The following is a 13567-nucleotide window of genomic DNA, read 5'->3' as shown; positions in this document are numbered from 1 at the left end:
GGTTGTCACCCGCCCGCCTCGTTCGCCCAGAGAGCGCGGTCGCGGGGCCTGATGCCCCGGCGTCGAAGCTGGCGCGCTTTTCCGTGCGCCTTCACAAGATAATCGATCGACGCAGCGATGTGCATCAGACATCCCGCTGCGAGCACGAGCTCCGCTGTGAGCGTCAGCACCGTGTCCTCCAGCTGAGGAGTCCGGGCCAGCAGGATCAGCGGCGCGCCCACCAGCAGACAGGCGGTGCGGATCTTGCCGAGCACCGAGACCGTCAGCTGCGGGGACCCCTTGAACAGCACCACGACGTTGAGGAGGAGCACCAGATCGGGGATCACCACGGCCAGCACCACCCACAGCGGCGCCACGGAGAACACCACCAGGGTGATGGTGACGATCATCAGCGAGAGCCGGTCAGCCAAAGGGTCCAGCCATTGCCCGATGACGCTGAGCTGGTCGAAGCGACGGGCGATGTACCCGTCCACCCAGTCTGTGGAGCTCAGCACCGCCAGCACCCAGAAGGCGGCCAGATAGGCTCCGTCCGCCACAAGCCAGAAGAAGACCGGGAGAAGCAGGAAACGCACGACGGTGATGACATTCGGGATGGTCCAGAATGTCTCATGCAGGGTGTACTCGAAACCCTCCCGGGTTCCAGCACCGATGAATCTCACGGGGTCCTCTGCTGGTCTCGCTCGGTGGGGAGCCCCGACGCCGTACGGCTCAGCGCCTGGTCAGCTCGCGCAGGAACACGGCTCCCGCTGCGGCCGAAGCGCCCAGCACGGCCAGCGGCTTCCAGCGGGCTGCGACGAAGTCTCCGGCCCCGGAGGTGCTCGCATCTCCCGGGGCCTGGCCCCGCGCGTCGGCCTGATCTGTGGCCGCACCGGGCGCGGGCGCCTCCTGCGTCTGGGCCTTGCGTCCGGCCGTGCGTGCCTTCTCCCTCAGCCCGGCGACGGCGTCCTGCGCGTCGGACTTCAGAGAATTCTTGTCACTGCGGTCGCGGATCTGATCATGCAGGCTGCCGAGATGGTCACGGCGCTGGGTGGTCCTGCGCAGCAGCTCGCGGTACGGCGGCTTCTTCGGGCTGCCCGCACCGGCAGTCCTGGCCTCCTGCTTCTTGCGCTCCTGAGCCTCTCGCTTGGCCTCTTCCTTCTTCCGACGGCGCTCAGCGTCCTGCCTGTCGAGCGTGCGCGGGTCGAAGCGGCTGCCCTGCTGGGCCACGCCCAGGTCCAGGCGCAGCCCTCGGATGGCGTCCTCGGGCATCAGCGGCATGGCCTTCTTCAGACGAAGCAGCCCCACCAGCACGAAGATCGCCGCGATGAGCAGGAATATGCCGGCCACAATGAGCGCGGCCGCCCAGAGCTCGAAGATCAGGCCGAAGGCGGCGACCGCCGCCACGATCAGCGCGACCACAAGGAACGTCACGAAGACCAGACCGACGACCATCAGGCCGGCGGCGATGCCTGCCGCGATGCCCTTGGTCTTCATCTGGCCGACGGCCAGCTGGATCTCATCATTGATCTGCTTCGGACCCAGCCGCAGCACGACCTTGATCAGGTCGAACAGCGAGGGCCGGGGGGCAACGGTGCGGGTGTGCCCTGCTCCTTGCTGAGCCAAGACAGCGCCTCCATCCTGAAACGACTGGTCGAACCTGTGAACCTGAGCACTGCCTCATGCGCAGACTCTCGGGACCAAACTATCACCATCGACCCTGGTGACCGGCACCGGTGCGGGCTGAGCGGCCGCCCCCGGCCCCTGCGACGCGCAGGCGTCGCACGGACCCGCCGGAGCCCGGCGGCGCGGAGCCCGACGACGCGCCTACCATGGACCCATGGGCGAGATGCATGATCTGGACGACCTCTATGCCAACACGTACACGGAGGAGGATCGTCGCGCCTTCGAGAGCCAGCCGACCTCGGAGAAGAAGTTCCTGATCGCCTGGGCCCTGGCACTGGTCCTGGGCCCGCTGGGTGCCCAGCGCTACTACCTCGGCCGGATCCCCACCGGGGTGGTGAAGAGCCTGATGTTCGGCACGGCGATGGTCGGCTTCGCCACCGGCGCGCTCAACCTCGGCTTCATCTTCATGGGCGTGGTGGGCGCCTGGACGATCATCGACCTCTTCCTGCTGCTCAGCGGGACCATGTCCGATCGCAAGGATGTGCGGCTCGACGGCTTCCGCCGGTGGGCTGGCCCCTGTGCGGCGATCACGGTCCTCGTGCTGGTCGGCTTCCTCATCGCCGCGCTGGTCATCGGGACCAGCTCCGCAGTCAGCCCCTGACCATCCGAGCACACCGGGGCCTGCAGCCGACGCTCAGGGCCGGCAGGAGTCCGCGGCGGCCGACGGATCACTCCGGATCGATGCGTCCCACCGGGGTGCGCTTCTCAGCCTGGAACTGGTCCTCGACCCGACCATGGGCCCAGTATGCGGAGAGGGACATCCCCCTGCGCGGCAGACCACGGTCCTCCACGAGCAGCCGGCGCAGGAGCTTCATCTGCTCACGCTCGCCGTGGATGAAGACCTGGACATCGCCGGCGGGGATCTCCAGCTCAGCGACGGCATCGGCCAGCCGGGCGCTCGTCGGGGAGAAGGCACCGCCACGATGCAGCCACGTCACCTCCACACCGGACGGCGTGGCCAGCGGGATCTCCTCCTCCGGTCCGGCCACCTCCACGACGGCCACGCCCTGCGCATCCGCCGGCATGGACTCCAGCGCCGCAGCGATCGCCGGCAGCGCGGACTCGTCGCCGGCGAGCAGGTGCCAGTCGGCCGCGCTGCGCGGAGCATAGGCTCCGCCGGGCCCGAAGAAGCTGATCAGCTCGCCGGGCTGGACCTCCTGGGCCCAGCGGCCGGCCAGACCCTCCTCCCCGTGGGTGACCATGTCGACCCAGATCTGCTCGGCCGCGTGATCGACGTGCCGGATCGTGTAGGTCCGACTGACCGGCATCTGCTCCAGCGGAAGCTTCTCGCGGAGGGCGTCCATGTCATAGGGGCGCTCGAGACCCAACGCGGGGTCGGCGAAGAGCATCTTGATGTACTGGTCCGTGGCCGGCTTGAACTCGATGCCCTCGAAGCCCGCTCCCCCGAGCACCACACGGACCAGGTGCGGAGTGAGCCTCTGGACCCGCTCCACCTGAAGAAGGTGCTGCACGCGCTCCGGGCGGCCTGCGCCCGGAGCCGGAGGTCCGGGGACGGAGGCGGCCGTAGGCGCCGGAGGGTCGGAGTCTGGGCGAGATGAGGCTGCGAGGGACACGATGCAGATCCTTTCCACGGTCGGCACCGCGGAGTCTACAGGAAAGGTCAGCCTCACCTGCTGGTCTTGGATAACGTCACGTGCTCATGAGGCAATCCGAGGTCGGACGGCCGGACACCCATGAGGAGACACGGCTCTCAGGACACACCGCCAGGACACAGCTCAGAAGACGATGGTGGTCTGCCCGTTGCGGATGACACGGTCCTCACAATGCCACTGCACCGCGCGTGAGAGCACCGCCCGCTCGACATCGGCTCCGTACCGAGTCAGCTGGGCGACCTCGTCACCGTGGGAGACCCTGATGACGTCCTGCTCGATGATCGGCCCTTCATCGAGATCCTTGGTGACGTAGTGGGCGGTGGCCCCGATGAGCTTGACGCCGCGGTCCTTGGCCTTCTGATAGGGGCCTGCACCGATGAAGGCAGGCAGGAAGCTGTGGTGGATGTTGATCACCGGGGCCCCGACCTGGTCCAGGAAGTCCTCGGAGATGATCTGCATGTAGCGGGCCAGCACGATGAGGTCCACGTTTCCCTGCAGCAGCTCGAGGTGACGGGCCTCGGCGGCGGCCTTGTCGTCCTTGTCCACCGGGACGTGGATGTAGGGGATGCCGAACGGGCGGACGTCGTCGGCGAGGTCGGGGTGATTCGAGATCACCATCGCGATGTCCATCGGGATCTCTCCTCGACGGTGCCGCCAGAGCAGGTCCAGCAGGCAGTGGTCGGTCTTCGAGGCGAAGATCGCCACCCGTTTGGGCGTTCCGGCGTCGGTCAGGCTCCAGTCCATGTCGAAGCGGGCCGCGAGGCGGGTCTCCACAGCCTCCTCGACGTCCGGACGCGCCGCCGCGAGGCCCGGCAGGTGGAAGACGGTGCGCTGGAAGAAGCGCCCCCCGGCCACACCGGTGCTGTACTGGTCCAGGGTGAGGATGTTCCCGCCCAGGTCCGTGATCACTTCCGAGACGGCGGCGACGATCCCGGGCTGGTCCGGGCAGCTGATGATGAGCCGGGCGATGTCGGTGTGGGACGCGTCGACGGAGGTCATGCTCACTCCTGATCTGAGGTCGGCGGGTGCAGGTGCTCCCGGACGGAACACGGCGGGAATCGGCGCCGGGGTCGAAGAGAGGATAGCAGTCGCGGCGGCTCCGACATGGCGCTCAGATCTTCGAGACGTCCACCTCAACGCCGGGTTCCGCAGCCGCCTGCTGGGCGCGCGAGCCCAGGCGGGCGATCAGGGGCTCGACGTCCTCCTCCACGATCAGGCTCTCCCTCCGGGAGGAGGAGAGGAAGCCGGCGGCGATCATGTGGTCCACCACGGCCAGCAGCGGCTGCCAGAAGCCGTCGACGTCGAACAGCCCCACAGGTTTGGCGTGGATCTCCAGGTGCTGCCAGGTCCAGACCTCGAAGAGCTCCTCGAGAGTTCCGGCGCCTCCGGGCATGGCGAGGAACCCCTCGCCCAGCTCGGCCATGCGGCGCTTGCGCTCGTGCATGTCGGCGACGACGTCCAGGCGCGTCAGCCCAGGATGGGCCGCCTCCCGGTCCGCGAGCCCCCGAGGCATCACCCCATGGACCTCCCCGCCGGCCTGCAGAGCGGCGTCGGCCAGCACACCCATGAGTCCCACGTGCCCGCCCCCGTAGACGACGGTGACACCCTGCCTGGCCAGCCTCTCGCCGAGCCTGCGCACTTCACAGGCGTGCACGGGGTCATGGCCGAGGCTGGAGCCGGTGAAGACCGTCAGAGACCTCACGCCGTGGCCACCTCGGCCTGCAGCGCGGGCAGGATCTCCTCGGACAGCAGCGGGGCGAGGTCCTCCGGAAGCGGCGCGGAGGCCGGACAGAGCCACCGCAGCTCGGCGATCTCGGCGGCCGGGGCGGCGTCGACGGCGGCTGGGGCGGCATCATGGACGAAGACCTCCCCGGTGACGAGCAGCCCCGGCTCGTTGGCCGCCACGGCCTGGAAGGTTCCCAGCGCGCGGAGGTCCTCCGGCCAGAGCTCGACGCCGAGCTCCTCTTCGCATTCGCGCACAGCAGTCTGCACCGGCGTCTCCCCGGGCACAGGTTTTCCTCCGGGGAGCATGAAGCGATCGGTGCCGCTCTTCCGGACAGTGAGCACCTCGCCTCCGGAGTTGCGGATCACCACTGCGCTCACGTGGATGGTCCCCTGCTCCAGCTGCACAGCGTCGCTCGCCGTCAGGGCGGCAGGCAGGACAGGACTCTCCGGGGCGGCCTCAAGGGCATGATCAGTGGTCAGCACGACGTCCATGCTACTCGGGCGCCGACCCGCAGCGACGTCGGCCCACGCCCGGACAGACCCGTCGATGTGGTGGCACGTGGAGGCCTCTCGGACCGCCAGGCATGCTCGTCGCTGCCACGGCCACGGCGATTTCCCTCGGCCGAGAATCGACTGCTACACTCTTTCAGTCGCATTCCTCCATAGCTCAACGGCAGAGCACTCGACTGTTAATCGAGGGGTTGCTGGTTCGAATCCAGCTGGGGGAGCTCTTCGAGAGGGCGCATATCAGCACTGTCTGATATGCGCCCTCTCTCATGGGAGGCCCGGACTGCCCTCGGCACCTCAGCCCAGCGACTGGTAGTGGGCGAGAGCCTCCTGACGGCTCTCCTGCAGCTCCACCACAGGGGCCGGATACTCGGTCGACCCCAGCTCAGGGACCCACCGGGCCACATATCTGCCCTCCGGATCGAAGCGTTGCCGCTGTCGCTCGGGGTTGAATATCCGGAAGTACGGCGCGGCGTCGACCCCGCATCCGGCGACCCACTGCCAGTTTCCCGGATTGGACGCGGCGTCCGCGTCCACCAGCGTGTCCCAGAACCAGGCTTCGCCTTCTCGCCAGTCGATTCCGAAGTTCTTCACCAGCAGGCTCGCCGACACCATCCGCACACGGTTGTGCATATGCCCGGTCCGCCACAGCTCCCGCTGGCCGGCGTCGACGAGCGGGAACCCTGTGCGTCCCTGGGCCCACGCGCGGAAGAGCTCGGGAGCATCTCGCCGGGACTGCCACGGATAGGCGTCGAAGGTGGGACGCATGTTCTGCTCCGCCATCCGGGGGTGGTGGTGCAGCAGGTGCCAATGGAACTCCCGCCAGGCCAGCTCCGAGAGAAAGTCCTCACGATCCGTCCCGCCGGCCCGGACCCCCGAGTGCCAGACCTGCCGGACGCTGATCTGCCCGAAACGCAGAAATGGCGACAGCCCCGACGTGGCAGGCGCGGCGGGCAGATCCCGTTCCGAGGCGTAGCGTTCGATCCCGCCGTCGACGAAGTCCTCGAGATGCCGCAGCGCGGCCCTCTCTGTGGGTTCCCAGATCTCCCGCAGCCCGGCCGCCCAGTCGGGGGACGATGGCCTCAGCTCCCACCGGGACAAGTCGCCTGAAGACACACCCAGGCCGTTGAGGGAGTGGCGCACGCTCTGCAGGCCCTGACCCCCACGAGGGGCTGGAAGGGGCTCCTGCACGGCACGCGATCGAAGGGCCCGCCAGAAGGGGGTGAACACCTTGTAGTGCTCACCCGAGACCGTCGCGACGTCCTCGGGCTCGTGCAGAAGATGGCCAGGCCACTCCTCCACCGCCACTCCGCGCCGTCGCAGGGTGGCCATGAGCTCGGAGTCGACGTCCTGGCCGGCGACGCCGTAGCGCCGGGTCAGGTGAACACGGCTCGCCCGGGCGGCCTCCGCCGTCTCGGCCACGATGCGGCGCGAATCTCCCCGGCGCAGCAGCAGAGGGATCCCGAGCTGCTCCAGCGAGCGGCGCAGGTCCTCCAGCGCCCCGTGCAGCCACCATCGGGCCGCCCCGCCCAGAGGACGCAGGCCGGGCGTGGAGTCCTCGAGGACGTAGAGCGCCACCACATCGCCTCCGGAGCCCAGCCGCTCCAGTCCGGCCGTGAGGGCAGGGTTGTCAGTGACGCGGAGGTCGTCTCGGAAGAGACAGAGAGTGCGATCCATGGCATCAGCCTGTCAGATGCGGGCGGTCTGCGGCAGCGCTCCGCGACTCCGCACGGCCCCCGACATGTCAGCTCATATCAGCTCATGGCAACGGAGCGCGTCGACCTCACCCCAGCCGGGAGTCCACGCCATCACGAATCCGCGCGATCGCGACCGTGCCCGGACACGCCGTCGCCACCACCGAGCTGTGCGGGATGATCTGGGTCTGCGGGTCGAGTCCATACTCGCGACAGATGCGGGTGCATACGTCGATCGACATCTCGTAGGTGCTCGCACTGGGCGACCGGTCCGAGTCCGCAGAGTGCTCGATCCCGATGCTGCGCCGATTCATCGCAAGGTCTCCGGCGTGCCAGGCGGTGTTGGCCTCGCTGACGTACTGATGCAGCGCCCCCTCGCCGATGCCGTAGTGGGCGCTCACTCCCGAATCCGGGTCTGCGAAGGTCGCGTCGGCCGCCGCGAGGGTGCCCACGATGTAGTGGATGACGATCCGGTCCACAGCAGTCCCGTCACGGCCGGCCGTGTAGTTCTCGGTGTGCTTCCAGGCGGGGTCCACGGATCACGCCCCCTTGCCCAGAGGACATCCCAAAGGATTCGCCGGGTTCCTCCGCCGCCCGTCGTCGTCATAAGAGGTCGGACGAATCGCATCCCCGCTGCCCGGCGTGCCGCCGTGGGGAGCCTCCGCGCCCGCAGGCGCTCCATCGGTTCGTGCCGCCTGAGCCGGAGCCCCGCTGAGTGAGAGGCCGACGGCGGTCGCACCGGCGGCACCGAGTGTGAAGAAGGATCGCCGCGAATAGTCCATGCATGTCAAGCTACTGCAGTGCCGCACAGGGCTCAAGACGGCGAACCAGGTGGCACACACCGCAGGTCTCACACCACACGGAACTCGCGAGGCACCTCGCCCTCCCCGGTCACAGCGGCCAGCGCGAGCTCCCCGATGAGCGGGGCGAACTTCGCGCCGTGGCCAGAACAGGGAGAGACCACGGTCAGCCGCTCGTACCGGTCGATGAGGAAGTCCTCGGAGGCCGTGTTCGTGAACAGACAGGTGGTCTCTGCATAGGGCGCTGGTTCCACTCCGGGGAGGAACTCCGCCACGAACCCCGTCACCCGACGGCGATTAGCCTCGTCGACCCTGCCGTCCTGAGCCGCCGCCGACGGGATGACCCTCCCGCCGTTGAACTCCGCGACCTTCTGGCCCGCGTGGCCGGCGTCGCGCCCGCCCGGCAGGCCATAGACGGTGATGTCCGCCGAGGAGTGGATGAAGGTGGGCCAGGCAGCGGCCTCCCCCGCTCCCCCGCGGTACGGAAAGTGGAAGGCCTGCTCCTGGCGGACCTCCACCGCGTGCGAAGCCGGAAGGAAGCCGGCTGGCAGCGGCAGCTCGCTCAGCAGCTGCGGCAGCCACCCTCCGGCACAGACGATCAGCTCCCCGGCCTCGCAGATCCGCCCGTCGGTGGAGGTCAGCCGATGCCCGGTCCGGGTTCTCTCCACACGCCCGACCTCCCAGCCGGTCTCCACGTGGGCTCCAGCCTCTCGCGCCAGGTCGAGCATGGCCTGGACTGCGGCCTCGGGGTCGACCACGCCCGCCCCGGGGTCCCAGAGGACCTCGGTCTCGAAGGCGAACATCGGCCACCGTCGCCGGGCCTCGGCGCCGGAGAGCAGCTCATGAGCCACGCCGCAGGCCTCCAACACCTCGGCGAGCGCGGTCGGCCGGCGGAGCGCCCCGTGGTCCACGGCGCCGGTGAGGGTGAGTGCCTGGACTCCGGAGGACTCGTGGAGCTCCTCCCAGCCGGCCTCGGCACGGACGACCATCTCGGTGTAGAGGCGGCTCGGGTAGGCATGACGGAAGATCCGCGCCGAGCCATGGGAGCTGCCCTGGGCGTTGGCCGGGACGTCTCGTTCGAGGACGGTGACCTCATGTCCGGCCTGCGCCAGACGCCAGGCCACCGATGCTCCTGCCAGCCCCGCACCGATCACCACGTGGCGGCTCCCGGTCATCATCCTTCTCCATCCTGGACCGAGCTCACAGGAACCGCCCCAGTGTGACGACTTCCTGCTCCGAGTAGCCCAGCCGGTCGTAGAACTCGCGGACGGTGGTGTTCTCTCGACGTACCATGAGCATCAGCTTCGGGATGCCTCGCTCCTGCAGCCAGGTCTCGGCGGCGCGGACCAGCCGCTCCCCGATGCCCTGACCGCGCAGCGTGACGGGCACCGCCAGGTAGTAGATCCATCCGCGGTGGCCGTCATGCCCGACCATCACGGTGCCCAGCAACTCCTCCGGCGAGGAGGACTCACCACCGGGGCGCAGGCACAAGACTGTGGACTCCTCGCCGTCGAGCGCGCGCAGACAGTCCGCCTCCGGGTCGTTCCAGGGACGGGTGAGGCCCGCCTCGTGCCAGAGCGCCGCCGCCGTCGGCACCAGATCGCGCGGAAGCACGACGATCTGCTGAGCAGCGGTGTCCCCGCTCACCGATGCACCGGCCGGATGGAGAGATCCTCGACCATGGACGCCTCGGGCATGTCCACCGCCAGCCGGACCGTGTCGGCCACCGACTGCGGGGCGATGTAGATGCTGCCGTCGTAGTCCCGGTTGCCCATCTGCGACTGCAGCTCTCGCTGCATGTCCGTGTCCACCCGTCCCGGGTGGATGGAGGTCACCCGGACGGTGCCGCGCTCCTCGTCACGCAGCGCGTCCGTGAGCGCGCGCAGGGCGAACTTGCTGCCCGAGTAGATGCCTCCGCCGGCTCGGGAGGTGTAGCCGGAGCCGGAGTTGATGGCGATGACCTGGCCGCGGGCCGTGCGCAGGGCCTGCAGGGTCTGCCTGGTCAGCTCGGCCACGGCGAAGACGTTGACCTCGAACATGTGCCGCCACAGCTCCAGCGACGCCGTGCCGACCTCACCGGAGCCGGCGACCCCGGCAGAGTGCACCAGGACGTCCAGTCGTTCCAGACCGGTCTCCTCCAGCGCGGCAGCGACCGCTTCGGCATCCGTGAGATCGGCGACGAAGGGTCCGGAGCTGGGCAGGGCCGCGACGACCTCCGAGACGCGCTCAGCCGATGTCCCCCCGACCAGCACATGGTGGGTGCGGCCGAGGTCCTCGGCGATCGCCCGTCCGATGCCACGAGTGGCACCGGTGACCAGGGCGAGGGGACGTTCCAGGGCAGCGGCAGGATTCGATTCGCTCATGCTCCCAGCCTAGCGATCTGGCCGGAAGGCCGTCAGACGCGGACGTCCCGGCCGCCAGCAGGGTCGACGTCCTCGGCCTCAGACATCTCCCCTCCGGTGTCGGCGGCGCTCTCTGCCTCGGAGCCTCGACCCGCGCGGCGGCGGACGAGCTGCATGATCACTGCCACTCCCATCGCCGCCAGTCCTCCCAGCGAGACGGTCAGCTCCGGATAGATCAGGGCCAGGCCTCCGCCGACCAGCAGGAAACGCTCAAGCAGGCTGCCGCGCACCACCAGATGCCCGGCCAGCCCAGAGGAGACCCCGATCATTCCGATGATCACGGTGCTCAGGGCGGTCACCAGCTCCACCCAGGTGCCCTGGAGCAGCAGCGCCGGCTGCAGGATGAACACGTACGGGATGAGGAAGCCGGCGACGGCGATGCGCAGAGCCGTCACGCCGGCCGCCATCGGATTCGCATTGGCGATGCCCGCACCCGCATAGGCCGCCAGACACACCGGTGGCGTGATGTCGGCGAGTATCCCGAAGAAGAACACGAACAGGTGGGCGGCGATCAGCGGAACGTCGAAGTTGTTGTACAGGATCGGTGCCGCCACCGTCGCGGTGACCACGTAGTTCGCCGTGGTGGGAAGCCCCATGCCGAGCACGATGCAGGCCACCATCACCATGACCAGCACCAGCAGGAAGCTGCCGCCGGCGATGTCGACCAGGCCACGGCCCAGCTGACCTCCCAGTCCTGTCGCCGTCACGGTGCCCGCCACGATCCCGGCGGTCGCACAGGCGGCGATCACCGGCAGCGCGGTGCGCGCACCCGCGATGAGCAGCTCGAGGAGCCCCCGAGGGCCCAGCCGGGTGGAGGAGCGCAGGAAGCTCAGCACGAACGCAGTGGCGATGCCCAGCAGCGCCGCCCGCATCGGAGACATCCCCGACAGCAGCGTGCCGATGATCACGGCCAGCGGGAGCAGCAGGTCAGCCCGGGTGACCAGCGATCGGATGCTGGGCAGCTCATCGACGGGCAGACCACGGATCTGGTTCCGTTTGGCCTCGAAGTGGATGGAGAGGAACGCACCGAGGAAGTAGAGCAGGGCGGGGATCACCGCGATGACGATGAGGTCGTTGTACTCCACATCAGGCACGTTCTGAGCCATGATGAACGCCGCCGCGCCCATGATCGGCGGCATCATCTGCCCACCGGTGGAGGCGGTGGCCTCGGTGGCCGCCGCGACATGCGGCTTGAAGCCCGCCTTCTTCATGATCGGGATCGTGAAGGAGCCGGAGGCCACCGTGTTCGCCACCGATGAGCCCGAGACCATCCCCTGCAGGCCCGAGGCCGCGATGGCCGCCTTCGCCGGGCCGCCGGTGAAGCGGCCGGCCGCGCGGAAGGCCAGGTCGTTGAAGAACTGGCCGATGTTGGTGCGCAGCAGCACCACCGCGAAGAAGAGGAACAGGAAGATGAAGTTCGAGGACACCTGGATCGGCGTGCCGAACACACCCTGCCCTGTGGAGAGGAACGTGCTGGTGGCGAAGTTCTCCATCGAGATGCCGCGGTGTGGGAACAGCGGGCTGTGGTTGCCGAAGATCGCATAGACCATCGCCAAGGTGGCGATGATGACGATCGGCAGCCCCACGCAGCGCCGAGTGGCCTCCAACACCAGCAGGATGCCGGCGACCGCCACGAGGTGGTCCAGGTCCGTGTAGCCGAGGATCTGCACCGCATTGCCGGTCAGACGCCCGTACTCGACGAAGATGTACAGATTGCAGAACACCCCGGCGGCGGCCAGCAGAACGTCGTACCAGGGCACTCCCCGGCCGCGTCCGAGCAGCGCATCCTTCCACAGCACTCCGGTGCTCGGCAGCTCCAGCAGGCGTCTGCTCACCGGGTAGAGCAGGAAGATCAACGACGTCGCCCCAGCCAGGTGGAGCGAGCCGTGCATCCAGTTGTTGAAGGGGCGTTCCAGCGCCGCATACAGGTGGTAGAGGGTGAAGACCACCGAGATGGCCCCCACGAGCCAACCCCACCAGCCGAGGTCCGTACGGAACCGGCTGGAGGTGTCGTGCTCGCGGAGGACCTTCTCGGCCTTCTCCTGGGCGTCACCGCCCGCCTTCATACCTGCCGGGAGCCTCCCCGGGGCAGGTGCGTCGCTCACGGCAGGTCGACGCCCTGCTCGTCGTAGTAGCGCTCAGCACCCGGGTGCAGCGGCACGTCACCGAGGCCCAGCAGAGCCTCCTCGATGTCGATGGAGTCGCCGACGTCCAGGGTGATCTCCTCAGCGTGGTCGAAGATCGCCGCGGTGATCTCGTAGCCGAGGTCCTCGCTGACCTGCGTGGTCGACGCCGCCAGGGCGGCGAACACCGAGACGGTCTCGACGTCCTCGTCGAGGAAGTCGTAGGCCTCGGTCGAGATGTCGTAAGGCTCAGCACCGGAGTCTCCCGAGATCTCATCGGCGATCTCGCCGTCGAGAGCCAGCAGGTCCACATCGGTGGAGGCCGCCAGCTGAGTCAGACCGGCCACCGGGGTGCCCACGACGAAGATCGAGGCGTCGATCTGGTTGTCGGCGAGCATCTCGGTGGAGGCGCCGAAGTCGGTGACCTCCGCGTCGTAGTCGCCCTCCTCCAGGCCGTGAGCGGCCAGGATGGCGTCGGAGATGGCACGGGTGCCGGAGCCGGCGTCGCCGACTGCGATGGTCGCGCCCTCCAGGTCAGACACCGACTCGAAGCCCGAGTCCGCACGCACCACGATGTGCGCGGCCTCCGGGTAGAGGTTGGCGATCCAACCGATGTTGTTCAGCTCGACACCGTCGAGATCGTCCAGCTCACCGTTGACGCCGTCGTTGGCGGTGTCGTTCTGGGTGAGACCGAGCTGCCACTCCTCCTGGAAGATCTGGCCCAGGTTCTCGCCGGAACCGCCGGACTCCACGTAGTTGACGGAGTCGGCGCTGGTGTTGGCCTCGAAGATGTCTGAGAGCTCACCGCCGAGCGGGTAGTAGGTGCCGGCGGTGCCGCCGGTGCCGAAGGTCAGGTCGGTGACGAAGTCCTCGTCGCTGCCGACCTCGACGTCCTCACCGTTACCCTCGGCGTCGTCGTCGCCGCCGCATGCGGACAGGGCGACCATTGCTGCGGCCGCCGTCATGGCGGTGGCAGTGCGTCGGATCCTCATGGGTGTCCTCCTCAAGAACGTGATGCGAGCAGGTCAGAACGGGGGTCCC

14 protein-coding genes and 1 tRNA gene are annotated in these 13567 nt (G+C 68.6%); 2 read left to right on the top strand and 13 right to left on the bottom strand.

Annotated features, from left to right (window positions below; all coding sequences use genetic code 11):
- Window positions 1–5 precede the first annotated feature (5 nt).
- Both HNR09_RS12280 and HNR09_RS12275 read right to left on the bottom strand, forming a co-directional pair.
- The gene (locus HNR09_RS12280) at window positions 6–659 is read right to left on the bottom strand and encodes a CDP-alcohol phosphatidyltransferase family protein (protein WP_179542307.1); all 654 of its coding nucleotides are present in this window, start codon (window positions 657–659) and stop codon (window positions 6–8) included.
- 49 nt (window positions 660–708) lie between these two features.
- Window positions 709–1602 carry a phage holin family protein gene (locus tag HNR09_RS12275; protein WP_179542306.1) on the bottom strand — a complete coding sequence of 298 codons (894 nt, stop codon included), beginning with the start codon at window positions 1600–1602 and terminating at the stop codon, window positions 709–711.
- Between the two features lie 214 nt (window positions 1603–1816).
- Here HNR09_RS12275 and HNR09_RS12270 point away from each other — a divergent pair, with 214 nt between their 5' ends.
- Window positions 1817–2263: a TM2 domain-containing protein gene (locus HNR09_RS12270; protein ID WP_179542305.1), complete on the top strand. Its 447-nt coding sequence runs from the start codon at window positions 1817–1819 to the stop codon at window positions 2261–2263.
- A 67-nt stretch (window positions 2264–2330) separates the two neighbouring features.
- Here HNR09_RS12270 and HNR09_RS12265 read toward each other — a convergent pair whose 3' ends face one another.
- The 4 genes from HNR09_RS12265 to HNR09_RS12250 form a co-directional block, all read right to left on the bottom strand.
- Complete coding sequence (locus HNR09_RS12265) at window positions 2331–3134, bottom strand: SIP domain-containing protein (protein WP_179542304.1); 804 nt, start codon at window positions 3132–3134, stop codon at window positions 2331–2333.
- A gap of 264 nt (window positions 3135–3398) precedes the next feature.
- Window positions 3399–4274, bottom strand: coding sequence for a formyltetrahydrofolate deformylase (purU, locus tag HNR09_RS12260; RefSeq protein ID WP_179542303.1), 876 nt, complete (start codon window positions 4272–4274; stop codon window positions 3399–3401).
- Window positions 4275–4386: 112 nt separating this feature from the next.
- Window positions 4387–4977, bottom strand: coding sequence for a TIGR00730 family Rossman fold protein (locus tag HNR09_RS12255; RefSeq protein WP_179542302.1), 591 nt, complete (start codon window positions 4975–4977; stop codon window positions 4387–4389).
- Complete coding sequence (locus HNR09_RS12250) at window positions 4974–5492, bottom strand: NUDIX hydrolase (RefSeq protein WP_179542301.1); 519 nt, start codon at window positions 5490–5492, stop codon at window positions 4974–4976. Before HNR09_RS12250 ends, HNR09_RS12255 begins: the two co-directional genes overlap by 4 nt.
- Window positions 5493–5656: 164 nt before the next feature.
- Here HNR09_RS12250 and HNR09_RS12245 point away from each other — a divergent pair.
- A tRNA-Asn gene (locus tag HNR09_RS12245) sits at window positions 5657–5728 on the top strand.
- 76 nt (window positions 5729–5804) lie between these two features.
- Here the strand turns inward: HNR09_RS12245 and HNR09_RS12240 are convergent.
- From HNR09_RS12240 to HNR09_RS12210, 7 genes are all read right to left on the bottom strand, one after another.
- Entirely contained in the window at window positions 5805–7184 is a 1380-nt protein-coding gene (locus HNR09_RS12240) for a cryptochrome/photolyase family protein (RefSeq protein WP_179542300.1), read from the bottom strand.
- A 106-nt stretch (window positions 7185–7290) separates the two neighbouring features.
- The gene (locus HNR09_RS12235; protein WP_179542299.1) at window positions 7291–7737 is read right to left on the bottom strand and encodes an N-acetylmuramoyl-L-alanine amidase; all 447 of its coding nucleotides are present in this window, start codon (window positions 7735–7737) and stop codon (window positions 7291–7293) included.
- A 314-nt stretch (window positions 7738–8051) separates the two neighbouring features.
- Complete coding sequence (locus tag HNR09_RS12230; RefSeq protein WP_378937362.1) at window positions 8052–9176, bottom strand: FAD-dependent oxidoreductase; 1125 nt, start codon at window positions 9174–9176, stop codon at window positions 8052–8054.
- 25 nt (window positions 9177–9201) lie between these two features.
- On the bottom strand, window positions 9202–9648 hold the full coding sequence (locus tag HNR09_RS12225; RefSeq protein ID WP_343047538.1) for a GNAT family acetyltransferase: 447 nt from the start codon (window positions 9646–9648) through the stop codon (window positions 9202–9204).
- Window positions 9645–10364: an SDR family oxidoreductase gene (locus tag HNR09_RS12220; RefSeq protein ID WP_179542297.1), complete on the bottom strand. Its 720-nt coding sequence runs from the start codon at window positions 10362–10364 to the stop codon at window positions 9645–9647. Before HNR09_RS12220 ends, HNR09_RS12225 begins: the two co-directional genes overlap by 4 nt.
- A gap of 32 nt (window positions 10365–10396) precedes the next feature.
- Window positions 10397–12508, bottom strand: a complete 2112-nt coding sequence (locus HNR09_RS12215) for a TRAP transporter permease (protein WP_343047537.1) — start codon at window positions 12506–12508, stop codon at window positions 10397–10399.
- A complete protein-coding gene (locus tag HNR09_RS12210; RefSeq protein WP_179542296.1) occupies window positions 12505–13518 on the bottom strand; it encodes a TAXI family TRAP transporter solute-binding subunit in 1014 nt (337 codons plus the stop codon). The genes HNR09_RS12215 and HNR09_RS12210 overlap by 4 nt, the downstream gene beginning before the upstream one ends.
- Window positions 13519–13567 lie beyond the last annotated feature (49 nt).

Source organism: Nesterenkonia xinjiangensis (assembly GCF_013410745.1).
Lineage (GTDB): Bacteria > Actinomycetota > Actinomycetes > Actinomycetales > Micrococcaceae > Nesterenkonia > Nesterenkonia xinjiangensis.
This window is presented reverse-complemented; position numbering and strand designations above follow the sequence as displayed.

Excerpts from the sequence above, each read along its gene's own strand:
- HNR09_RS12270 (WP_179542305.1), top strand. The coding sequence starts at position 1,817 with ATGGGCGAGATGCATGATCTGGACGACCTCTATGCCAACACGTACACG.
- purU (WP_179542303.1), bottom strand. The coding sequence starts at position 4,274 with ATGACCTCCGTCGACGCGTCCCACACCGACATCGCCCGGCTCATCATC.
- HNR09_RS12250 (WP_179542301.1), bottom strand. The coding sequence starts at position 5,492 with ATGGACGTCGTGCTGACCACTGATCATGCCCTTGAGGCCGCCCCGGAG.
- HNR09_RS12240 (WP_179542300.1), bottom strand. The coding sequence starts at position 7,184 with ATGGATCGCACTCTCTGTCTCTTCCGAGACGACCTCCGCGTCACTGAC.
- HNR09_RS12230 (WP_378937362.1), bottom strand. The coding sequence starts at position 9,176 with ATGACCGGGAGCCGCCACGTGGTGATCGGTGCGGGGCTGGCAGGAGCA.
- HNR09_RS12220 (WP_179542297.1), bottom strand. The coding sequence starts at position 10,364 with ATGAGCGAATCGAATCCTGCCGCTGCCCTGGAACGTCCCCTCGCCCTG.
- HNR09_RS12210 (WP_179542296.1), bottom strand. The coding sequence starts at position 13,518 with ATGAGGATCCGACGCACTGCCACCGCCATGACGGCGGCCGCAGCAATG.